The sequence below is a fragment of the Azospirillum sp. B21 genome (assembly GCF_008364825.1).
Taxonomy (GTDB): domain Bacteria; phylum Pseudomonadota; class Alphaproteobacteria; order Azospirillales; family Azospirillaceae; genus Azospirillum.
In genome coordinates this window covers 245,675-268,148 of sequence record NZ_VTTO01000007.1, presented here as the reverse complement: position 1 = coordinate 268,148, position 22,474 = coordinate 245,675, and the positions used below count along the sequence as shown (strand labels likewise).

The following is a 22,474-nucleotide window of genomic DNA, read 5'->3' as shown; positions in this document are numbered from 1 at the left end:
GTCAGTGCTTGAACACGGCGTCGATGTCGGCGTCGGTCTTCGGCAATGCTGCCAGTTCGGCGAGCGTGATCGGCTTCACCGGCGGGCGCAGGCGGTAATAGCCGACCTCCGCCGGGGAGACGCCGCGCTCCGCCGCGATGACCTCGGTCACCGTCGGGCCGCAGAGCCGGCCCTGGCATGGTCCCATGCCGCAGCGCAGGAAGCTCTTGGCCTGGTTGGGGCCGGAGCAGCCGAGCCGCACCGCTTCGCGCACCGCGCCGGCGGTGATCTCCTCGCAGCGGCAGACGATGGTGTCGTCGGCCGGCACGCGGAAGGCTTCCGCCGGAGTGTAGAGCGTGTCGAGGAAGGCGCGGCCGGTCAGCGCGCGGTCCAGCGCGGCGCGGAACGGCGCGGCGGACTGGTCGCGCTGCTCGCGCCCGATGCGGCCCAGCCGGTGCAGCGCGTCGAGCGCCGCCAGCCGCCCCGCCTCTTCCGCCGCGCGGGCGCCACCGATGCCGGCACCGTCGCCGGCCAGCGACACGCCTTCGACGGAGGTCGCACCCCACTCGTCGGTGGTCGGGCGCCAGCAACGCTGCTGCTCGTCCCAACGCTGGGCGCAGCCGGTGGCGTTGGCGAGGTTCAGGTTGGGGACGACGCCCTGGTGCAGCAGGAGCGTGTCGGCCGGCAACCGGTGCTCGGTGCCGTTGCGGGTGTAGACGACGCTCTTCAGCACGCCCTCGCCCGCAAGGCCACCTTCGGCGCGGAGTGCCGTGACGTTGCCGATGACGGTCAGCTTGCGCCGCACCTCCAGCATCAGCTTCATGCCCTTGCCGAGATAGGGCGAGCGCAGGAAGCCCGGCAGCAGCGGCAGTGCGGCGCGCCAGTTCTGCTTCGGCGTGGTGTCGAGGATGGCATCGATGCGGGCGCCAGCCTGCAGATACTGCCAGGCCAGCAGCCACAGCAGCGGCCCGCTGCCCGCCATCACCGTGGCGCCCGACGGCACGAGGCCGGAGGTCTTCAGCAGCACCTGCGCCGCACCGGCGCCCAGCACGCCCGGCAGGGTCCAGCCGGGGATCGGGAAGGGCCGTTCAAGCGCGCCGGTCGCCAGGATGACGTGGCGCACGGTCAGCATCGCCGCCGCACCGTTCCGCGACAGGCCGATCTGGATGCGGCGCTCCCCGTCCGGCCCGTCCTCCCGCGGGCGGGCGACGCTCCACACCGTGCTGCCCGGCCAGTGGACGGCACCGCTGTCGCGCAGCGGACCCAGCAGCTCGGCACCATGCCAATAGTCGGGGCCGAGCACCTTGCGGTCGCGCACCGGCGTCTCGGTGACGGCGCGGTAGATCTGGCCGCCGGGTTCCGTCTGCTCGTCGAGCAGCACCACCGACGCGCCCTTGGACGCGGCGAGCGCCGCGGCGGCGAGGCCGGCCGGACCGGAACCGACGACGGCGATGTCGAAGTCAAACTTGCTCCCCTGGGCGCTCATCGCTCCACCTCGCGCTTGCCGTTCTGGGTCTCCACCGCCATGCCCGGCGCCACGCGCACCTGACAGCCCTGGCGGTTGCCGGTCCCGTCGATGGTGACGAGGCAGTCGAAGCAGACGCCCATCATGCAGTAGGGACCGCGCGCCGCCCCGCTCACGGGCGTGTTGCGGCACGCGGTGACGCCGTTGGCCAGCAGGGCGGCGGCCACGCTGTCGCCGGCCCGCGCCTTGGCCGGACGGCCGTCGATGGTGAAGGAAACCTTTTCAGCCGCGGTCTCGATCTCAGGCAGCCTGCGGAACATGGAACCTCCGGGCGCTGAATGGCGCAAAACGGTCGCCGAGGCCGCCGGCCGCGATCAGCGGCGCCAGCGTCAGCGCATGGTTGGCGGCAAGGGTCACGCCGCTGTGGCAGGTGGCGACGAAGGCGCCGGGGGCCGTCTTCGATTCCTCGTAGATCGGGAAGCCGTCCGGCGTCAGCACGCGCAGCGCCGCCCAGCTCCGCACCACGTTCAGCTTGCCCAGCAGCGGGAAGAAGCGGATGGCGCGCTCTGCGATGGCCGAAGAGATGCCCGGCTGCAGTGTGGTGTCGAAGCCGGTTTCCTCGAAGCTGTCGCCGATCATCACCCCGCCTTCGTCGGTCTGACGGACATAAACGGTGGGGTGGTGCAGGAAGGGTGCGGTCTTCTCGGTGACGATGACATGGCCGCGCTGCGGGCGGACGGGGGCCGACAGCCCCACCATCGGCGACAGCCGCGCACTGTCGTGGCCGGCGGCCAGCACGATCTTGCCGGCCCGGATTTCACCACCGGCGGTGCTCATGCGGAAGCCGCCGTCGCGGTGCTCGATCCGCTCCACCCGATGGTTGGGCCGGTAATCGACGCCCAGCATGCCGATGCCCTTGTGCAGGGTGCGCAGCAGCCGCAGCGAGTTGCAATGGCCGTCCAGCGGGCAATAGGTGCCGCCGACCACGTCGGGTCCGATGAAGGGCAGCTCCTTGCGCAGCGTCTCGCGGTCCATCACCTCGTAGGGGTAGCGGATCATGTCCGGCTGGTTGTGCAGCCGCATCATGGTGTTGGCGCGGGCCTGCAGGTCCTCTTCCGACAGCATCGGCATGAAGCCGCCGGGGCGCCGGTAGGCGACGTCCAGCCCGGTCTGCTCGCGCAGCAGGTCGGCGAAGCCGCTCCAGTCGTCGGAGGACTGCTTGGTCCAGCCGGCATATTCCGGCATGCCCAACCCCTTGCCCTGCACCCAGACCAGGGCGAAGTTGCCGCGCGACGGGCGCACGGCGATGTCGCCCTCGTCCAGCATCGCGACCTTCTGGCCCGACCGGGCGAGGCCCCAGGCCAGCGCCGATCCGACCAGCCCGCCGCCGATCACGGCGACGTCGTACTCTCCGCCCCGACTGGGCTGCGTCATCGTCTCCACTCCTGCCGGCGCCGACACCGTGCGCACCGGCCGCCGCCGTTATCGTGATGCGCGCATCCGCCGGTCCGGCTCCCGCATGCGGTGCCGAATACTTCGCGATGCGTCGCGTAATCTTCCGCGAAGCCCAGGCTGCGCCGGCTTTACGCATGGATGGCTTGCGAACTGCAGGGTTTTCACGGGGCCGACGCCGCGGGATGCTTCCCGGCGACGCTTGGCCGCTCCTCGATCCTTGCGACAGCATCGGCAGCCAACTTATAACTGTCAAATCAGATCGAAGGGGTGTTTCATGACCGAATGTTATGTATGGGCCGACGGGGTGAGACCGGCGCCATGATCAATCCGCGCCAGATCGAAGCCTTCCGCGCCGTGATGCTGACCGGCGGCATCACCGCGGCGGCGGAACTGCTGAACATCTCGCAGCCGGCGGTGAGCCGTCTGATCAGCGACCTGCAATATGCGCTGAAGCTGACGCTGTTCGAACGGCGCGGCCCCCGCATCGCGCCGACCAGCGAGGCGATCTCGCTGTATCAGGTGGTCGACCGCGCCTTCGTCGGGCTGGAACTGATCGAGCAGACCGCGCGCGACCTGACCGCCCGGCGCAGCGGGGCGTTGCGGGTGGCGGCGATGCCGGCGCTGGGCGTGGGATTCCTGCCGCGCTACGTCGCGCGCTTCCTCAGCGAACGGCCGCGGGTGGACATCGCGCTGCGCGGCAGCACCTCGCCCATCATTTTGGACTGGGTGGCGACCGGCCAGTGCGAGCTTGGTTTCGCACATACCCCCATCGATCATGCGGCGGTGCTGACCGAGAAGATCCACGGGATTCCCGCCGTCGCCATCCTGCCGCCCGGCCATCCGCTGGCCGCAAAGGATGTGCTGGTTCCGAAGGATTTCGAGGGGGAGAGCTTCATCTCCACCACCCCGCCGGCCCTGCTGCGCTCCCGCATCGACACCGCTTTTGCCGACCATGACGTGTCGCGGGTGATGCGGGTGGAGGCCCAGCTGACCATGAACGCCTGCGCCATGGTGGCGGCCGGCTACGGCGTGTCGGTCGTCGATCCCTTCACCGCCCAGGATTATGTCCCGCACGGCCTGATCGTCCGCGCCTTCGAACCGCGCATCGGCTTCGACATCGCCATCCTGCGCTCCGCCCAGGTGCCGCTGTCGATGATCGCCGAGGACTTCCTCAACGGCTTCATGGAGGAAGCCACGCGCTTCCGCGACAGCCTGATCGGATCGGGCGGGACCGAGAACGGCCCTGAACTCGTTCGGAACACGGAATTATAACATTATCGGATGAATGATGGCGGTTATTCGATTTGACGGTTATGTGACCACACCAGCACCCTTGGTCCGCGTCCTGACCGCGACCTTCCCGAAAAACAGCCCGCAACAACGGCGGCGGCAAGGTGAGGAACAGTAAAATGGCGATCCGGATCCGCATCGCGGTGCGGTCCGAAGATCAGGCTCAGATGAACCCCCAGGATCGTGAACAGGGACCCCTGAACAGGGACCAAGGCTCAAGAGGAGAATGACGATGCGCTCCGTGATGTGCGGGTTGATGGCGACGGCGGCCCTGTGGTGCGGCATGGCCGTGGTCCAGACGGCAGCCGCTCAGGACAAGACGCTCTATGTCGCCGCCTATGGCGGTTCCTTCGAGCAGACCATGCGCAAGGACATCATCCCGGCCTTCGAGAAGGCGATGGGCGTGAAGGTCGAGTATGTCGCCGGCAACTCCACCGACAACCTCGCCAAGCTGCAGGCCCAGAAGGGCAACCAGCAGATCGACGTCGTCATCCTCGACGACGGCCCGATGTATCAGGCGGTGGCGCTGAATTTCTGCGCCGACCTGGAGAAGGCGCCGGTCTACGACCAACTCTACGATCTGGCGAAAATGCCGTCCGGCAAGGCGATCAACTTCGGCGCCGTCGGCACCGGCATCCTCTACAACAAGGCCTATTTCGACGAGAACAAGATCCCGGCACCGACCTCCTGGAAGGACATCGAGGATCCGCGCTTCAAGAAGAAGCTGGCGATCCCGCCGATCAACAACAGCTATGGCCTGCACGCGCTGGTGATGATGGCCCGCCTGAACGGCGGCGGCGAGACCAACATCGAGCCGGGATTCAAGGAGTTCAAGGACAAGATCAACCAGAACGTGCTCGCCTACGAGCCGTCGCCGGGCAAGATGACCGAGCTGTTCCAGAGCAACCAGGCCGTCATCGCCGTCTGGGGATCGGGCCGGGCCAAGGCGCTGGCCGACACCGGCTTCCCCGCCACCTTCGTCTATCCGAAGGAAGGCGGCATCGTGCTGGGCTCCGCCGCCTGTCAGGTCGCCGGCAGCAAGAATGCGGCCGAGGCGCAGAAGTTCATCCAGCATATGCTGGGCGTCGAGGCGCAGACCGCGCTGGCCGTCAGCGCCGGCTTCGGTCCGGTGAACAAGACGGTGGAGTTGCCCGTCGAGAAGCAGGCCGGCATCCCCTATGGCCCGGAGCAGGTCGGCAAGCTGCTGGTGGTGGACTGGGACACCATCAACAAGAACCGCGAAGCATGGAACAAGCGCTGGACCCGCGAGATCGAGCGCTGAGGTAAGGGCTGCCCCGCGCTGGGCTTATCCCCTCTCCCCCCTGGGGAGAGGGTTAGGGTGAGGGGGACGCGCGGCGAGGATTCTTGAGAATCCACCCTTGTGCATCCCCCTCACCCCGACCCTCTCCCCGGGGGGGAGAGGGGGATGAAGGGGAAGAGGGAGACGACGGCATGACTTATCTGGTTCTCGACCAACTGACCAAGCGCTTCGCCAATTGGACGGCGGTCGATCGCGTCTCGCTGACCGTCGAGAAGGGCGAGCTGATTTCGCTGCTGGGGCCGTCGGGCTGCGGCAAGACCACCACCTTGCAGATGATCGCCGGCTTCCTCGACGCCGACGGCGGCCGCGTGATGCTGAACGGCCAGGATTTGCTGGCGAAGAAGCCGAACGAGCGCGGGCTGGGCATCGTCTTCCAGAGCTACGCTCTGTTCCCACACATGACCGCGGCCGAAAACGTCGCCTTCGGGCTGGAGATGCGCAAGATCAACCGCGCCGACCGCGACCGCATGGTGGCGGACGCGCTGAAGCTGGTCGGGCTGGAGCAGTATGGCGACCGCCACCCCCGCCGCATGTCGGGCGGCCAGCAGCAGCGCGTGGCGCTGGCGCGCGCACTGGTCATCAAGCCGAGCCTTCTGCTTCTCGACGAGCCGTTGTCCAACCTCGACGCCAAGATGCGCGAGGAGATGCAGATCGAGCTGCGCCGCATCCAGCGCACCGTCGGCACCACCATGATCCTCGTCACCCACGACCAGTCGGAGGCGATGGCGCTGTCCGACCGTGTCGTGGTGATGAACAAGGGCCGCATCCAGCAGGTCGCCACCCCGCAGGAGGCCTACGACCGCCCGGCCAACGCCTTCGTCGCCAACTTCCTCGGCCGCACCAACCTGCTGCCGGGCATGGTCGGCAGCGGGGCGGCAGGAACCGTCATCACCGTCGCCGACAGCGTGTGGCCGGTATCGCAGCCGGTGCCGCCGGGACCGGGCGCACTGGCCGTCCGGCCGGAAAAGATCGGCTTCGTCGATGCCGGCGGTCCGGGTGGAGGTTTGGGCGGCACCGTGCTGGCCCGCGTCTTCCAGGGCACGCAATGGCTGTTCGAGATCGAGACCGCCGCCGGCCGCGTGATGGTGATCCGCCAGCATGACGGCTCGCCCCTGCCGGCGGAGCGCGAGCGGGTGATGATCGGCTGGCGGGCACAGGACATGGCGGTGATGCCAGCCGATCCGGAGGCGGACCTGTCCGCTCGGGAGGCGGCATGAGCATGGCGGCCTCCACCGATACCCAACTGCAGGCGACCGGTGCGAACCCGGATACCCACGCACCCCCGCCGCGCCGGCCGCGCCGCTGGCCCTGGGCTCCCTATCTGCTGAGCGCCCCCGGCCTTGCCCTGTTCGCGGTGCTGCTGCTGGTGCCGCTGGTGATGACCTTCCTGTTGTCGCTGAACAGCTTCAGTTTCTACGGCGGCATCGAGAATGTCTGGCAGCTCGGCAACTATGCCGACATCATCGCCGACGACTATTTCCACGAGGTGTTCCTGCGCACCTTCCGCATCGCCGCGGTGGTGACGATTCTCTGCGCGGTGTTCGGCGCGCCGGAGGCCTACATCCTGCGCCGCATGAAGTCGCCCTGGCGTGGGCTTTGCCTGCTGATCGTGCTGGGGCCGCTGCTGATCTCGGTGGTGTCGCGCACGCTGGGCTGGGCGCTGCTGTTCGGCTCGACGGGTCTGGTCAACCAGGGGCTGATGGCGCTGGGGCTGATCGCGACGCCCATCGAGTTCATGTATACGGAGACCGGCGTCATCATCGCGCTGACCCATGTGCTGGTGCCCTTCATGGTGCTGTCGGTCTGGGCCTCTCTCCAGCGGCTCGACCCGCAGGTGGAGAACGCGGCGCTGTCGCTGGGCGCCGGACCGCTGACGGTGATGCGCCGGGTGGTGCTGCCGCAGATCGTGCCGGGCATCCTGTCGGGCTCCATCATCGTCTTCGCGCTGGCGGCCAGCGCCTTCGCCACCCCGGCGATCATCGGCGGGCGGCGGCTGAAGGTGGCGGCGACGCTCGCCTATGACGAGTTCCTGAACACGCTGAACTGGCCGTTGGGCGCCACGGTGGCGGTGCTGCTGCTGATCGCCAACATCGTCATCATCGTCGGCTGCAACCGGCTGGTCGAACGTCGCTACAAACAGGTGTTCGAATGAACCGCAACGGTCCGATCGCGCTGATCTTCCACGTCCTGTTCCTGGGCTTCCTGCTGGCGCCGATCCTGATCGTCTGCGCGGTGGCCTTCACTTCGCAGGGCTATCTGTCCCTGCCGACCGAGGGGCTGTCGCTGCGCTGGTTCCGCGCCATCGGCGACAATCCGGAATTCATCCGCGCCTTCAAGGACAGCCTGCTGCTGGGGGCGGTGTCCTCCACCCTCGCGATTCTGGTGGCGGTGCCGGCCGCACTCGCCATCGCCCGCCACCAGTTCTTCGGGCGCGAGGCGATCCAGGCGCTGTTCCTGTCGCCGCTGATGGTGCCGCACATCGTGCTCGGCATCGCCTTCCTGCGCTTCTTCACCATGATCGGGCTGGGCGGCACCTTCGTCGGGCTGGTTCTGAGCCACGTCATCATCATCCTGCCCTTCGCGCTGCGCCTGATCCTGGCGGCGTCCACCGGCATGGACCGCGCGGTGGAGAATGCGGCGGCATCGCTGGGCGCGTCGTCCTGGACCTGCTTCCGCCGGGTGACTCTGCCGCTGATCCTGCCGGGTGTGGCGAGCGGCTGGGTGCTGGCCTTCATCAACAGCTTCGACGAGGTGACGATGACCGTCTTCATCGCCTCGCCGGAGACGACGACCCTGCCGGTGCGCCTGTTCCTCTACATCCAGGACAACATCGATCCGTTGGTCGCCGCGGTGTCGGCGGTGCTGATCTTCCTGACGGTCGCCGCCATGCTGGTGCTCGACCGCGTCTATGGGCTGGAACGGCTGCTGGTCGGCAAGGGCCGCGACTGAGCCGTCCGCGGCGGCGCGCCCCTCCGGCCGCCGCCGTTCATGATGCGGATGATCGTGCAGAACACGACGCCGGCGGCAAGGCTGGTGTGGCCGCTGAGCATGACGAGGCCAAGGCCCCAACCCTGCCAGTTCACCAGGACCCCCAGCGCCAGCAGCAGGGCGCTGGTTCCCGTCATCCGCAGCGCGCGCGTCAGGGCCGGTTCCAGCGGGCGCCCGAACAGGTCGTGCTGCTGGCGCTCCATCGCCAGGGCCAGCGCCGCGAAGGCGGCAAGGCACAGCGCGAAAGACAGCAGATGCATCATGACCGTCCCTCCTCAAGCGCGCCGCCGATGATCCCGGTTCGCCCTTTCGCGGGAGCGGCGCGCAGCTTCGGCCGGTGGCGGGCGGTGCGGATTGCCAGCACGGCGTGAAGTGCGGCCAGCGCCCAGCACATCAAATCCGTACCGATGAACACCCAATCGCCCTGACCCAGGCTGTGCCACAGCGGCCGGTCGGTCGTGACGGCATTCAGCACCGGCAGCAGGGCCAGCAGCGCCGCCGCCGCCCACAACTGCTCGATCCAGGCCGCCTTGGCCGGGCGCAGCACCGCATGGGCCAGAGTCAGCGCCCAGACCGCGAAGAACAGGTGGATTTCCCAGGCCGCGCGCTCCGCCAGTCCGGCCGGCAACAGGCGGTTGCCCCACAGATAGGCCGTCATGGCGACCGACAGGCCGGCGATGCTGGCGATGTTCAGCCGCTCGACGATGCGGAAGCCGATATGGGGCCGCTCTGGGTCGGCCAGCTTCTGCCGGCGCTTCACCGTCCACATCACCAGCCCGGTCCCGACCATCGCCGTGCCCATCAGGCTGACGAGGAAATACAGCCAGCGCGTCACGCCGTCGCTGAACCGCCCCAGATGCAGGGCATACAGCACGCCACGCGTCTCGGCCGCCGAACCAACGCCCTCGCGGACTTCCAGCAGCCGGCCGGTCGTGCCCTCGAACAGCATGTATTGCGGGCTCATGGAAACGCGGCCTGACTCGCCGCGCGCCACCGCCACGCGGGCGGTGGAATCGCCGGGGTTGGTGGCGGTGACGCGGCCCACATTCTCCCGGCCCCAGCGCTCCTGCGCCTGCCTGACCATCTCCGCGACCGGGGCGAGCGGCACCGCCTGCCCGCTGGGCTTGCCCGGCTGGATGAAGGCGTTCAGTTCGGCTGTCATCTGCTGGCGCTCGGCCTGCGTTTTGATCGCCAACTGCTCGCCCCAGGGCATGTAGAGCGCCATCAGCGTGACCAGCCCGGTGTAGGTGATCATGAAGTGGAAGGGCAGGCCGAACACCGACAGCGCGTTGTGCGCGTCGAGCCACGACCGCTGCCCCTTGCCGCCGCGGAAGGTGAAGAAATCGACGAAGATTTTCTTGTGGGTGATGACGCCGCTGACGATGGCGACCAGCATGAACATCGCCGCCGCCCCGGCGATCCACCGTCCCCACAGCGCCGGCATGTAGTGGAACTGGAAATGGAAGCGATAGAAGAAGTCACCGCCCAGCGTGTCGCGTGCTGTCACCTTGCCGCCGGTGGCGGGATCGAAATTCGCCTCTCCGAAGGCCCGCCGGCCCCCCTCCGCGCTTCCGGGCGCCGTGCGCCAGAAGGCGTAGACGCTGTTGGTGCGCGCGTCCGGCAGGCGCATGCTCCATTGCGGGCTGCCGGGCACGCTGGCGACCAGCTCGTCGGCGATGCGCTGGGCCACCAGCGCCGGGTCGGGCAGTTCCGCCTGATGGGCCAGTTCCGGCCGCATCCATTGCGACAGCTCGTCCTTGAAGTAGGATACCGTCCCGGTCAGGAACATGGCGTACAGGATCCAGCCCATCAGCAGGCCGGCCCAGATGTGCAGGCCGGACATGCTCTGGCGGATGCCGCGGCCGGGGGAACGCTGGTCTTTCTCCATCTTCACGGCCCCTCTCCCCCTCACCAGACCGACCACGCCGCCGCTGCCAGCGGCACCGCCGCCACCAGCAGCCCGGCCCAGGCCCGCAGCGCGTTGCGCGCCGCGAAGACCCAGACCACCGCGCCCGCATAGATCGCGAAGCTCGCCAGCATGCCGGTGAGCACGGCCTGCGGCTTGCTCATCGGCAGGGCCAGCGCCGCCACGCTGCCGAGCGCCGCCAGCGCATAGCCGCCGAACAGCGCGGCGACGATGCGCGAGGCAACCGGTGCGGTGCGGCGGACGCGGTCGATCAGCGGGGTCATTGGTGCGGCGCTGCCGCCGGACCGGCGGGAAGCGGCGCCAGACCGTCGCCATGGGTGTAGGTCACCGTGGTGGCGTAGCTCACGGCGTCATAGCGCTCCGTGCCGTTGGTGCCCGGACGCTCGCCGGGGGTGCGGTCGGTCAGGCTGACCTCCGCCACATAGGTGCCCTTCCACGGCAGGTCGAAGCTGACCACGCCCTGCTCGTCGGTGTAGGCCTCCTTGGCCCAGCCGGACTGGGTCACCAGCGACACCTTGGTCTTCGCCTTGGGCTGGCCCTTGAAGAACAGCTTGAAGCTGCCGGGCTGGCCGGCCGGCACCAGATCCAGGGCCAGCTTCGGCTGCTGCTCCTTGAAGCCGGTGATCAGGCGCGCCGACGGGTGATACCAGTTGGCGGTCTCCTTCCCGTTCTCCTTGCCGGGATAGAGGGGATAGAGCGGGTCGTCGGCGACGATGCTCTCGCCCTCGCCGGCTTTGAAGGGCAGGGTGAAGCCGGTGGCGGTCTTGGCCGCTTCCGACGCCCGTTCCCCCGTGGCGGAGACCAGGGTGCCGGCCGGCTTGACGAACTTGTCGAGCAGGCCGGGCGACGCCTCGCGCAGGTTCTCGCCGAACTCGCCGAAGCGGATCACCGCGTTCTGGCCGTCGGGCTGTTCGATCCAGATCTGGTGGGCGTTGGCGGGCGCCGCGAGACCCAGCAGGGCGACGATGGCGATGGACAGTCTGTTCATGGCTAATCCAACTAGATCGGGGAGAGGGAGGTCAGAAATCGGCGGAGGCGGACAGCAGCACCGTGCGCGGCGCTCCGACGGTCACGTAGGTGCCGGTGGTCAGCCAGTAGTCCTTGTCGAACAGGTTCTCGACATTGGCGCGGAAGGTGACCGGCGTGCCGACGATGGTGGTGGCATAGCGCGCGCCGATGTCGAAGCGGGTCCAGCCGTCGAAGCGCTGGGTGTTGGCGTCGGTCAGGTAGGAGCCGGAGGTGTAGATCACCCGCCCGTTGAGGGCGAGGCCCTGGACCCACGGCGTTTCCCAATCCAGCCCGGCCGAGAATGTCTTGTCCGGCACGCCGGCGGCGTCGTTGCCCTGCACCGCGGCGTTGGCGGTGCGCGTCAGCTGCGGGTCCATGAAGGAGGCGCTGGCCATGCCGCGCAGGCCGGGCAGGATCTCGCCATAGACCGACAGCTCCAGGCCGCGGTTGCGCTGCTCGCCGTCATAGGCCAGCTCGTTGGCGGCGTTGCGGATCGAGTTCGGCCGGGTCAGCTGGAACACCGCCGCCGTGGTGGTGATCGAACCCCAATCGACCTTGACCCCGGCCTCGTACTGCTTCGACTTGTAGGGGGCCAGAACCGCGCCGGTGTTGGCATAGCCGGCGCCGACCACGGTGCCGCGCGTCAGACCCTCGGCATAGTTGGCGTAGAGCGAGACGTTGGACAGCGGCTTGACCACCAATCCTGCCAGCGGCGAGGTCGCGCTGGCATCGTAGGTGCCGGTCTGCAGCCCGGTCGCGGTGCTGAAGCTGTCGACATGCACCTTCTGACGGCGTGCGCCCAGCGTCAGCATCACCCGGTCGTCCAGCACCGACAGGGTGTCGGCCACCGCGAAGCTGGTCAGCGAGGTTTCCGCCGACTTGCGCGCCGAGGTGCGGGCGGCGGTGACGGCGGGCAGCGGCACCGGGTTGTAGATGTTCGACAGGGCGGAGCCGGCCGACTGGATGTAGGCGTTGCCCTCGTCGCGCTTGAAGCCGCTGTAGCCGACATTCAGCGAGTGATGGACCGGACCGGTCTCGAAGCGCCAGTGGACACCCGCGGTGCCGCTGACCGTGCGGGAGTAGGAATCGTAATAGGCGTTGCGGACAGTGAAGTTGCCGAGCGCGTTCACCGCGGTGGTCGAGCTGGGGAAGGTCTGGTCGTTCTCGCCCTTGCGGTAACCGATGCCGGCATAGGCGGTCAGGCTGTCGGTCACGTCCACCTCGACGTTGGAGGCGACGGTGACGTCCTTCTGCACCAGCACCGTGCCGGGATACCAGTTGCTGCGCGCGTCGGGCGGGGAGGGGATGGCGGTGGTGGTGGGAAGGATGCTGATCTGCGGGCGGAAATTGTCGGTGTCGTCGCGCTGGCTGATGGCGTCCATCGACCAGCGCAGCCGCTCGCCGCGGTAATCGACCGCGAGGGCGCCCAGGCCGGAGCGCAGGTTGCCGCCGTCGATCGACGCCTCGCCGTTGCGCATCAGGCCGTTGAAGCGGACGCCCCATTCCTTGTTCTCGCCGAAGCGGCGGCCGACATCCACATGCGCGGTCAGATTGGCGTCGCTGGTGTAGGTGGTGGTGACGCGGGTGAGCGGTTCGTCGCCGGCGCGCTTGGCCAGGATGTTGATGCCGCCGCCGGTGCTGCCGCCGGGGGCGATGCCGTTGACCAGGGCACCCGGACCCTTCAGCAGCTCGATGCGCTCGACGATCTGCGCCGGCACGCGGTTGGACGACACCAGGCCGAACATGCCGTTGAAACCGACATCGCCGGCCCCGACCGCATAGCCGCGGATCTGGAAGGTGTCGTCGAAGCCGTTGCTGCCGGTGGTGAGCCGGACCGAGGCGTCGTTGATCAGCGTGTCGGCCGCGGTGCGCGCCTGCTGGTTCTCGATCAGCTCCGACGTATAGTTGACCGTGCTGAAGGGCGTGTCCATGACGTCGCGGCTGCCCAGCAGACCGACCGATCCGCCGCGCGCCACCTGCCCGCCGGCATAGGGCTGCGCCAGCCCGCCGGGCATCATCCCGTTTGCCGTCACCTGCAGGGCCGGAAGGGTCGTGCTGTCGGCGGATGCTGTCGGGGTGGCGGCCGGAGCCGCGGCGCTCTGCGCGACGATGGCATAGCCGGACCCGGTGCGCGCGACCCCATAGCCGCTGCCCGCCAGCAGGCGGCGGAAGCCGTCTTCCACCGTGGTGGCGCCCTTCAGGCCGGGGGATGTCTTGCCGCGGACCGCCGCCGGGTCGGCCTGCACCGTCACGCCCGCCTGCGCGGCGAAGCGGCTCAGCGCCTCGCCCAGCGGGCCGGCGGGAATGTCGGCGTTGACGGTGGCCGCCGCCGTCTGGGCATGGGCCGCGGGCGCGAGGAACGCGCCACCCGTCAGGACCGCGGCGGCCAGCCCGGCCGCGACGGCGGCGGGACGCAGGCCGGATTTGCGGGCATCAGGCGCGGCTGATCGGTCGCCACACGGATGGGCGGTGTGGCGGACGGCGGCCTTGCCGCGAACTCGTTTCATGCTGTCGGCTCCCCTGCCAAACGATGCCTTCAGCACGACAGCGGTGACCGGCACGGTTCCCCCCACGCCGATCCGGATGTCGATGCTAAATTAGCGAATGCGTATTACTCGCATCGATAATGCGAATCGTTCGCACTATAAGCACCGATTCTTGCTGGGCGCAACAGGTGTCTGGCTTCGTTGATTTTTTTCCGAAACATGCCAGTGGCGGGGATGAAAAAACGGGCGCCGCCGGCTGCAGGTCCGGCGGCGCCCGTCTCAATCGGTGAATGGTGGGCGTTGAACTGCGTGTCAGGCCGGCGTTTCGCGGTGGATCTTGAAGGGCGACCAGGACTGGCTCACCGGCATGATCTCCACGCTGTTGATGTTGACATGCGGTGGCAGCGACACCACCCAGCGCACCGTCTCGGCGATGTCCTCCGGCTGCAGCGGGTTGGCCCCGGCATAGAGCGCATCATAGGCCGCCTTGTCGCCGCCGGTGCGTACCAGGGTGAATTCGCTTTCCGACAGACCCGGCTCGATGGAGGTCACGCGCACGCCCTGCGCCGACAGGTCGCAGCGCAGGCCCAGCGAGAACTGCTTCACGAAGGCCTTGGTGCCGCCATAGACGTTGCCGCCGGGATAGGGCCAGTTGGAGGCGACTGACGCGAGGTTGACGATCAGCCCGCGCCGGGCGATCAGCCGGTCCAGCAGCAGCCGGGTGATCGTCACCAGTCCGGTGACGTTGGTGTCGATCATGGTGCGCCACTGGTCCAGGTCGCAGTCCTGCGCCGCCCCGGTGCCGAGCGCCAGCCCGGCATTGTTGACCAGGACGGAGATGTCGGCGAACTCCGCCGGCAGGGAGGCCAGGGCGGCGCGCGTCGCCTCCTCGTCCCGGATGTCGAAGCACAGCGGATGCACCACCGCCGGCCCGCCCAGCGCCTCGACCAGGGCGTCCAGCCGGTCCTGCCGCCGGCCGGTGGCGACGATCCGCCAGCCTTCCGCCACCAGCCGCCGGGCGATGGCATCGCCGAATCCCGACGTGGCGCCGGTGACCATCGCCGTCTTCGGGTTGGTGGCGGTGTTCGGGGCGATGTTCGACATTGTGCGATCTTTCCTCATGACGTTGGAGGCTTCTGGCCGAAGCGCCACAGTATCATAGCTCCGGGAAGATCTCCCTCTCCCCCGGGAGAGGAGACTGTTCGCAACTCCGCGACCGTCCGACAGCCGAGCAGAGCCATGGTCCGGTCGAGTTCGTCCTGCAGGATCGCCAGCGCATGTTCCGCCCCCGCCTGTCCGCCGGCCGCCAGCCCGAACAGCGGCGCCCGGCCCAGCAGCACCGCCGCGGCACCCGCGGCCAGCAGCTTCGCGGCATCGCTGCCGCGCCGCACGCCGCTGTCGGCCAGCACCGTCATCCGGTCGCCGACCGCGTCCATGATCCGTGGCAGAACCGCAAGCGGCGAGGGCGCGCAGTCGAGGTTGCGCCCGCCATGGTTCGACACCACGATGGCCTCGACCCCCGCATCTGCCGCACGCACCGCATCCTCCGGCGCCAGCAGGCCCTTTATGATGATCCTCCCCCGCCAGCGGCGGCGCAGCTCCGCCACGTCGTCCCAGCTCACCCGGTCGCACAGTCGGATCGGGTCGTGGGCGGCGGCGTCGGTGATGCGGGTGCGGAACTGCGGCGGGTAATGGGCGTATCCCGGCCAGCCGCCGTCCGCCAGCAGGCGCAGCAGCACCCCGCCCGCCCAGGCCGGATGGCGCGCCACGTCCAGCGCCCCGCGCAGCGATGGCGTGACCGGCACGTTGAATCCGTTGTGTCGGTTATACTCGCGTTTCGGCGAAACGGCGGTGTCGACCGTCAGGATCAGCGTGTCCACGCCGCAGGCGGCGACCCGGTCCAGCAGGGCATGGGTCAGGCTGCGGTCGCGCCAGACATAGAGCTGGAACCACAGCTCGGCCCGGGCCTCGGCAATCGCTTCGATGCTGGTGATCGACTGGGTCGAGACGCAGAAGGGAATGCCGGCGGCCCGTGCGGCCCGCGCCAGCAGCACCTCCCCGTCATAGCGGACCAGACCGGCGGCGGCGGTGGGCGCGATGACGAAGGGCAGGGGGCGCTCGCGGCCGAACAGCGTCACGCCGGTGTGGCGCTCGCCGCAATCGACCAGCACCCGCGGCGTCAGTTCGGCCTGCTCGAAGCTGTCGCGCAGGCGGCGCAGCGCCGATTCATCCTCGGTGCCGCGGTCGATGTACTCGAACAGCCCGCGCGGCAGGAAGCGGCGGGCACGCTGGCGCAACTCGTCGATGTTCAGGCATGCCTGATGGGCCGCCATGGTTTCAACCGCCTCCGGCGGGGTGGCGCTATCGGGAATAGCTGCCGAATGGGTGGACGGAGATGGAAGCCGCGGCCACCTGCACATGGCGGGCGAGTTCCTGCTCGACCTGCTCGGACGTCCAGCGCGTGGCCGGCACGGAGATGCTGATACCGGCCACCGCGCGGCCATGCTCGTCGGTGATGGCGGCGCCGACGGAGATGTCGCCCATCACCGTCTCGTTGACCAGCAGGGCATAGCCCTTCTCGCCCGCCTCGCGCACGCGGGCGCGCAGCCGGTCGGGATCACAGACGGTGAAGGGGGTCAGCGGGCGCAGGTCGGTACGGGCCAGGATCTCCTCCCGCTGCTCCTCCGGCAGGCGCGACAGGATGGCGGTGCCGGACGCCGTGTAATAGGCGGGCAGGCGGCTGCCGACCATGAATTCGATGTTGACCAGATGCTTGCCGGGGAAGCGGGCGACGAAGACGATCTCCGCGCCGTCCAGCTCCTGCAGGTTGGCGGTCTCGCCGACGCTGCGGCTGATGTCCAGAAGGTAGGGATAGGCCTTCTCGATCAGCTCGTTGGCGCGCAGGTAATTGTAGGAGAACTGCAGAAGCTTCGGCGTCAGCGCATAGTTGCGCGTGCCGTGGACCCGGCGCAGGTAGCCGAGGACCTCCAGCGTGTAGACCAGCCGCTGCGCGGCGCTGCGGTCCAGGTTGGCGGCCTTGGCGATCTCCGACAGCGGCATCTGCCGGTGCGGCCCGTCGAAGGCGTGCAGGATCTGGAAGGTCTTCTCGGTCGAGCCGACGAACAGCGAGGATTCACGCGGGTCGGCCTTCTTCGTGTCCGGCGCCGCCGCACCCGATCCCGCACCCGTGTCCGTCCCAGCTCCTTCCGCCTTCGTCCGTCCTGCTGTCGGCGCCATCGCCATTCCCCCCCAGGAAATCTTCATCCGGCCGGACTGTCGTCCGGCACCTCCGCACCAACGCATAGCATTCGGCGAACCGAATGCCACGCGCGGCGCGGTGCAACCGATCATGCCGGTTGGGCGGCCGTCATTCCCTCGTAGGTGACGAGCAGGCGCGACAGTTCGCGCCGCAGCGACCGCTTCAGCGGCTCGGCCGGCTCGCGCAGCGGCGCCAGCATCGCCGGGGCATCGACACCGATCAGGTCCATCACCGATTTCATCGGGCCGGGGTTGGTCTCGGCGAAGGCCATGTTCATCATCGGGATCAGCGTGCGGTGGATCTCCAGCGCCTTGTCCAGCTTGCCCGTGGAGGCGAGGTCGTGGATCAGCCGCCATGCCCGCGGCAGCAGGTTGGCCGTCACCACGATGCCGCCCCTGGCACCCGCCGCGACATGCAGCGGGAACAGCGTGTCCTCGCCGCTCAGCACCGCGAAGGACGGGTCGACCCCCGCCACCGTGCGCAGGAAATGGTACATGTCGGTGTTGCAGGCCTTCATGCCGATGATCCGCTCGTGCCGCGACAGCTCGTGCAGGATCTCCGGATCAATGGCGATGCGGGTGCGGTAGGGGATCTCGTAGATCAGGATCGGCACCGGCGATTCGTCGGCGTAGCGCAGGAAATAATCGCGGATGCCGGCCTGCGTCGGGTTGGTGTAGTAGGGGGTCAGCACCAGCAGCCCGTCCACCCCGGCCGCCGCGAAGTCGCGGCCGGCCGACAGCGCGTCGTAATAGCCGGTGTCGAGCACGCCGGCGATCACCGGGCCGCGCTTCTCTCCGGCTCCCGCCATCGCCTCCACCGACAGTTCGGCGAAGCGGATGCGCTGGTCCTTCGCCAGCGCGCCATACTCGCCGGTGCCGCCGAGCGGGACCAGCCCGTCGATCCCCTGGCGGAACAGCCAGGAGAACAGCGCCCTGGAGGCCGTCACGTCGATGGTGCCATCGGCAGTCACCGGCGTCGGGGTGGCGGGCAGAATGCCGCGAAGCTTCGTGGCGTCAAGCATGTCTTGTCCTTGGAAGAAGCGAGTGGTGAAAGGCGGTTCGGGAACCGGGCTCAACTGGCGAGGCTGCGCCGCCGCAGCCGGTCCGCGACGTAGATCAGGGTGGCGACGAACAGCAGCAGCCCGGTCGACACCGCCGCGATGACGGGGGAGACCTGCAGCGTCACCTCGTCCCAGAACTGCTTGGGCAGCGTGGCGCTCAGCCCGCCCGAGGAGAACAGGGAGATGGTCAGCTCGTCGAAGGAGGTGGCGAAGGCGAACAGGAAGGAGGACAGCATGCCGGCCCCCAGGATCGGGAAGGTGACGTGGCGCAGCGCCGCGAGCGGCCGGGCGCCCAGGCTCTGCGCCGCAAGGTCGAGCCGGGTGTCGTAGTTGCGCAGCACCGCCATCATCGTCATCACCACATAGGGCACGGCGACCACCGTGTGGCCGATGACCAGCCCCAGCACGGTGCCGACCAGCCCCATCTGGGCGAAGACGTAGAACATGCCGACGGCGATGATCATGCGCGGCACGACGATGGGCGACAGGATGAAGGCCAGCATCGCGCCCTTGCCCCGCATCTGGCCGCGCACCATCAGGAAGGCGGCGGGAACGCCGATCGCCATCGACAAGAGGCCGGTGCCGAACGCCACCACGATGGACCGCCACAACGCCTGCATCCAGATCGGCGAGTCCAGCAGCTGTTGGTACCATTGCAGCGTGAAGCCCGACGGCGGCCAGGCGAGACCGCCCTTGCCGAAGGACAGCGGGATCATCAGGAAGGCGGGCAGGCTGATCAGCGCCAGCAGCAGCCAGACGAAGACGGTCAGCGCCAGCGGACGCTCCGACCGGCCGCGGATGGGGTGGCGGCGCGGCAGCAGGCCGATCAGCGCGTCGCTGGCCGACCCGAGCGCCGCCAGCACGCGCCCGCCCAGCCGCCGCATGGCGGTGTCGCGGTTGCGCACCACGGCGCTCTCGCCGGTCAGCGAGGCGAAGCCGAAGACCCGGTCGTACAGCACGAAGACCACCAGCACCACCGTCAGCAGCAGGACCGAGATGGCGCCGGCCAGCCCCCAGTTCAGCGTCTGCTGCACCTGATCGATGATCAGCTGGGTGATCATCGTCTCCTTCCGGCCGCCCAGCAGGGCGGGCACGATGAAGAATCCGATGGCCGACACGAAGACCATGATCGCCGATGCGGCGACGCCCGGCAGCGACAGCGGGAAATAGACGGTCCAGAAGGCGGTGCCGGGGCGGGCGCCCAGCGTGCCGGCGGCGCGCGGCAGGGTGCGGTCGATGTTCTCCATCACCGCCAGCATGGTCATCACCGCCAGCGGCAGCATGGCGTGCACCATGCCGACCAGCACCGCGCCGAAGCCGTAGAGCAGGTCGGCCGGGCGGTCGATGATGCCCAGCGACATCAGCGTGCTGTTGATGACGCCGTTGCGGCCGAGGATGACGACCCAGGCGAAGGCGCGCACCAGGAAGCTGGTCCAGAAGGACAGCAGCACCCAGAAGATCAGCCGGCTCTTCGCCGGCCCCTTGGCGATGGAGATCAGGTAGGCGATGGGATAGGCGGCCACCACCGCCACCAGCGTCGTCGCCAGCGAGATCTTCAGCGTGATCCACAGGACGGTGACGTAGAGGCTGGAGGCGAACAGCTGCGCATAGGGCGCCAGCGTGAAACCCTGCCCGTTATGGACGCTGAGCATCAGCAGCTGCCCGACCGGGAAGACCAGGAAGGCGACGAGCAGCAGGACGAGCGGGGCGCCCATCAGCACCGGCTTGCGCCAGGCGGGCGGGGGCGAGTGGCGTTTGGCGCCGAGGGATTGGGTCATGGCCATGGACTGTCCGCTCATCTCACGCCGTCCCGGCCGCGCGGGCGCTGTCGGCGATCTTGTCGGCGATCACCACGGCGTCGCGCCCGCTCCAGGACAGCGTCAGCACGTCGTCGATGCGCACCGCGTCGGCCTCGTTGCGGGTGGGGAAGGCGGCGACCAGCGGCGGCAGCTTGCCGTCCAGCGGCTCCATATAGACCTTGGTCAGGCTGCCGGTGACCATCACCTCCGACACCCGGCCCTGCAGCCCGCCGGCACCGGTTCCGGCCCCGCGCGCGACGGTCAGGTTCTGTGGCCGCACCATCACGCGCACCTCGGTGCCCGGCGGCAGGTCGTTGCCGTTGGCGAGCGCCCGGCCGGGAATGCCCTGCGTGCCCAGCCCGATCTCCACCTCGTCGCCGCTGCGGCTGCGGAGTGCGGCGGGCAGGATGTTGGATTCGCCCAGGAAATCGGCGACGAACAGCGAGCGCGGGCGGAAATACAGGTCGGCCGGCGTGCCCAGCTGTTCGATCCGCCCGGCATTCATCAGGCAGATGCGGTCGGACATCGTCATCGCCTCTTCCTGGTCGTGGGTGACGTAGACGACCGTCGTTCCCATCTCGCGGTGCAGGCGCTTGATCTCCAGCTGCATGTGCTCGCGCAGCTTCTTGTCGAGCGCGCCCAGCGGCTCGTCCATCAGGATGATCGACGGCTTGTAGACCATGCAGCGGGCAAGGGCGACGCGCTGCTGCTGGCCGCCCGACAGCTCGCGCGGGTAGCGGCCGGCGATGTGCGGCAGATGCACCATCTCCAGCGCCTCGCGCGCCCGCCGCTTGGCCTCGGCCGCCGCCACCTTCCGCATCTTCAGCGGGAAGGCGATGTTCTCCTCGACGGTCATGTGCGGGAACAGCGCGTAGTTCTGGAACACCACGCCGATGTCGCGCTCATAGGGCGGGGCATAGGTGACGTCCTGCGACCCGATGCGCACGCTTCCCTCGTCGGGCGGCACCAGCCCGGCCAGCAGGCTGAGCAGCGTCGTCTTGCCGGAGCCCGACGGGCCGAGCAGCGTCAGGAATTCGCCGTCGGCGACGACGAGATCCGTCGGGGCGAGCGCCACGAAGTCGCCGTAGCGCTTGGCAAGGCCCTGGACGGAAAGGCTGGAAGAAGACATGCGCGCCTCCTCGCGAAGGGGGTGGGGCCGAAGGGGGGAATTGGAAGGTGGGCGGTAGAGCCTGTTGCCCCCTCCCTAGCCCTCCCCCGCTCTCGGCCGGCCGTAGGCCGGTCCGATCGCGGGAGAGGGAACTCCGCCGCTCTGCAACGTGCTCCCTCTCCCACCGAAGGTGGGGGAGGGTTGGGGAGGGGGCAAAACGGAGGCCTAGCCTCAGCTCAGCAGCCAGGCATTGTAGCGCTCCAGACCCTTCTGCTGGTTCTTCAGCCAATAGTCGGCGTTGATCTGCACGCCGCGCTCGATGTTGGCCGGGAAGGTCGGGCAGTCGGGGGCGACCTTGGCGTCGATGTGCTTGAAGGCGTCCGGCTGGGTGACGCCGGCCGGGAAATACTTCACCAGCTCGGCCTGCCGCTTGGGGTCGGAGGCGAACTTGATGAACTGGCGGCAGGCGTCGGCATTCGGGGTGCCGGCCAGGATCGCCCAGCTGTCGAGGCCCCAGATGTTCTGGTCCCAGACGATGCCGACCGGCGCGCCGGCGGCGATGGCCGCCTGCGGACGCGACACCCAGGTCGGGACCATGTCGACTTCACCCGACAGCAGCATCTGCTCGACCTGCGCGCCGCTGGTCCAGAACACCGAGACATCCTTCTTGATGCGGTCCAGCGCCTTGAAGGCACGATCGAGGTCGCAGGGATAGACCTGATCCGTCGGCACGCCGTCGGCCATCAGCGCCTGCTCGATGGTGTCGAACGGATGCTTGCGCAGGGCGCGGCGGCCGGGGAAGTTGGCGACGTCGTAGAAGTCCTTCCACGAGGCCGGCGCCTTGCGGTCCTTGAAGGCGTCCGTGCGGTAGGCCAGCACCGTGGTGTAGACGTTGGTGCCGACGCCGTATTCCGACATGTACTGCTTGGGGATCGAGGCGACGGCCGGGTCCGCCTCCAGCCTGTGCTTCTCCAGCAGCGGCTTGTCGCCGCCGGTCAGCATCAGGATGGCCGGCTGGCTGATCTTCGCCATGTCCCAGGTGTAGGACTTGGCTTCGACCATCGAGCGGATCTGCGCGGTCGGCTCCGCATTCGCCTGGACGCCGACCACCTCGATGCCGGTCGCCGCGGTGAAGGGCTTGTAGAACACCTCGCCATAGGCCTTGGTGTAGATGCCGCCGTCGTCGCGCACGACGATCCGCTTGTTCTGCGCGCGCGCCGGGCTCCAGATCGCCGGCATGGCAAGCGCGGAAGCGCCGATGGCGCTGGCTTTCAGCAGGGTACGGCGGGACCAACCGGATTGGCGGATGCTCATGTCGGAACTCCTCTT

20 protein-coding genes are annotated in these 22,474 nt (G+C 68.7%); 5 read left to right on the top strand and 15 right to left on the bottom strand.

The window, feature by feature from the left end; genetic code table 11:
* Window position 1 precedes the first annotated feature (1 nt).
* From FZ983_RS18935 to FZ983_RS18925, 3 genes are read right to left on the bottom strand one after another with little or no spacing between them, the layout of a single operon-like run.
* On the bottom strand, window positions 2–1,465 hold the full coding sequence (locus FZ983_RS18935; protein WP_149225070.1) for an NAD(P)/FAD-dependent oxidoreductase: 1,464 nt from the start codon (window positions 1,463–1,465) through the stop codon (window positions 2–4).
* Window positions 1,462–1,764 carry a (2Fe-2S)-binding protein gene (locus FZ983_RS18930; protein WP_149225069.1) on the bottom strand — a complete coding sequence of 101 codons (303 nt, stop codon included), beginning with the start codon at window positions 1,762–1,764 and terminating at the stop codon, window positions 1,462–1,464. The genes FZ983_RS18935 and FZ983_RS18930 overlap by 4 nt, the downstream gene beginning before the upstream one ends.
* On the bottom strand, window positions 1,745–2,878 hold the full coding sequence (locus tag FZ983_RS18925) for an FAD-dependent oxidoreductase (protein ID WP_149225068.1): 1,134 nt from the start codon (window positions 2,876–2,878) through the stop codon (window positions 1,745–1,747). Before FZ983_RS18925 ends, FZ983_RS18930 begins: the two co-directional genes overlap by 20 nt.
* A gap of 339 nt (window positions 2,879–3,217) precedes the next feature.
* Between FZ983_RS18925 and FZ983_RS18920 the strand changes: the two genes are divergently transcribed.
* The 5 genes from FZ983_RS18920 to FZ983_RS18900 all read left to right on the top strand — a co-directional run bounded on the left by FZ983_RS18920 (window position 3,218) and on the right by FZ983_RS18900 (window position 8,459).
* A complete protein-coding gene (locus tag FZ983_RS18920) occupies window positions 3,218–4,171 on the top strand; it encodes a LysR substrate-binding domain-containing protein (RefSeq protein WP_149225067.1) in 954 nt (317 codons plus the stop codon).
* 244 nt (window positions 4,172–4,415) lie between these two features.
* A complete protein-coding gene (locus FZ983_RS18915; protein WP_247883825.1) occupies window positions 4,416–5,471 on the top strand; it encodes an ABC transporter substrate-binding protein in 1,056 nt (351 codons plus the stop codon).
* A 170-nt stretch (window positions 5,472–5,641) separates the two neighbouring features.
* Window positions 5,642–6,727, top strand: a complete 1,086-nt coding sequence (locus FZ983_RS18910; RefSeq protein WP_149225066.1) for an ABC transporter ATP-binding protein — start codon at window positions 5,642–5,644, stop codon at window positions 6,725–6,727.
* Window positions 6,724–7,662 carry an ABC transporter permease gene (locus FZ983_RS18905; RefSeq protein WP_149225065.1) on the top strand — a complete coding sequence of 313 codons (939 nt, stop codon included), beginning with the start codon at window positions 6,724–6,726 and terminating at the stop codon, window positions 7,660–7,662. The genes FZ983_RS18910 and FZ983_RS18905 overlap by 4 nt, the downstream gene beginning before the upstream one ends.
* Window positions 7,659–8,459 (top strand): ABC transporter permease, encoded by an 801-nt coding sequence (locus FZ983_RS18900; RefSeq protein WP_149225064.1) that lies wholly within the window; start codon window positions 7,659–7,661, stop codon window positions 8,457–8,459. The genes FZ983_RS18905 and FZ983_RS18900 overlap by 4 nt, the downstream gene beginning before the upstream one ends.
* On the opposite strand, the gene FZ983_RS18895 is transcribed toward FZ983_RS18900, so the two are convergent.
* The 12 genes from FZ983_RS18895 to FZ983_RS18840 all read right to left on the bottom strand — a co-directional run bounded on the left by FZ983_RS18895 (window position 8,417) and on the right by FZ983_RS18840 (window position 22,459).
* A complete protein-coding gene (locus FZ983_RS18895) occupies window positions 8,417–8,761 on the bottom strand; it encodes a DUF3325 domain-containing protein (RefSeq protein ID WP_149225063.1) in 345 nt (114 codons plus the stop codon). The genes FZ983_RS18900 and FZ983_RS18895 overlap by 43 nt on opposite strands.
* Window positions 8,758–10,386 (bottom strand): PepSY-associated TM helix domain-containing protein, encoded by a 1,629-nt coding sequence (locus tag FZ983_RS18890; protein WP_149225160.1) that lies wholly within the window; start codon window positions 10,384–10,386, stop codon window positions 8,758–8,760. Before FZ983_RS18890 ends, FZ983_RS18895 begins: the two co-directional genes overlap by 4 nt.
* A 20-nt stretch (window positions 10,387–10,406) precedes the next feature.
* On the bottom strand, window positions 10,407–10,688 hold the full coding sequence (locus tag FZ983_RS18885) for a DUF3649 domain-containing protein (protein ID WP_149225062.1): 282 nt from the start codon (window positions 10,686–10,688) through the stop codon (window positions 10,407–10,409).
* The gene (locus FZ983_RS18880) at window positions 10,685–11,413 is read right to left on the bottom strand and encodes a DUF4198 domain-containing protein (protein ID WP_149225061.1); all 729 of its coding nucleotides are present in this window, start codon (window positions 11,411–11,413) and stop codon (window positions 10,685–10,687) included. The genes FZ983_RS18885 and FZ983_RS18880 overlap by 4 nt, the downstream gene beginning before the upstream one ends.
* Before the next feature lie 31 nt (window positions 11,414–11,444).
* Entirely contained in the window at window positions 11,445–13,940 is a 2,496-nt protein-coding gene (locus FZ983_RS18875; protein WP_149225060.1) for a TonB-dependent receptor, read from the bottom strand.
* Between the two features lie 291 nt (window positions 13,941–14,231).
* Window positions 14,232–15,023, bottom strand: coding sequence for an SDR family NAD(P)-dependent oxidoreductase (locus tag FZ983_RS18870; RefSeq protein WP_149225059.1), 792 nt, complete (start codon window positions 15,021–15,023; stop codon window positions 14,232–14,234).
* Between the two features lie 14 nt (window positions 15,024–15,037).
* Window positions 15,038–16,252: an alpha-hydroxy acid oxidase gene (locus FZ983_RS18865; protein ID WP_149225058.1), complete on the bottom strand. Its 1,215-nt coding sequence runs from the start codon at window positions 16,250–16,252 to the stop codon at window positions 15,038–15,040.
* A 28-nt stretch (window positions 16,253–16,280) separates the two neighbouring features.
* A complete protein-coding gene (locus FZ983_RS18860; protein WP_149225057.1) occupies window positions 16,281–17,156 on the bottom strand; it encodes an IclR family transcriptional regulator C-terminal domain-containing protein in 876 nt (291 codons plus the stop codon).
* Window positions 17,157–17,266: 110 nt separating this feature from the next.
* Window positions 17,267–18,199 (bottom strand): dihydrodipicolinate synthase family protein, encoded by a 933-nt coding sequence (locus FZ983_RS18855; RefSeq protein ID WP_149225056.1) that lies wholly within the window; start codon window positions 18,197–18,199, stop codon window positions 17,267–17,269.
* A gap of 50 nt (window positions 18,200–18,249) precedes the next feature.
* Window positions 18,250–20,037 (bottom strand): ABC transporter permease subunit, encoded by a 1,788-nt coding sequence (locus tag FZ983_RS18850; protein WP_149225055.1) that lies wholly within the window; start codon window positions 20,035–20,037, stop codon window positions 18,250–18,252.
* A 1-nt stretch (window position 20,038) separates the two neighbouring features.
* Complete coding sequence (locus tag FZ983_RS18845; RefSeq protein WP_149225054.1) at window positions 20,039–21,166, bottom strand: ABC transporter ATP-binding protein; 1,128 nt, start codon at window positions 21,164–21,166, stop codon at window positions 20,039–20,041.
* Between the two features lie 210 nt (window positions 21,167–21,376).
* The gene (locus tag FZ983_RS18840; RefSeq protein WP_149225053.1) at window positions 21,377–22,459 is read right to left on the bottom strand and encodes an ABC transporter substrate-binding protein; all 1,083 of its coding nucleotides are present in this window, start codon (window positions 22,457–22,459) and stop codon (window positions 21,377–21,379) included.
* Between the last annotated feature and the right edge of the window lie 15 nt (window positions 22,460–22,474).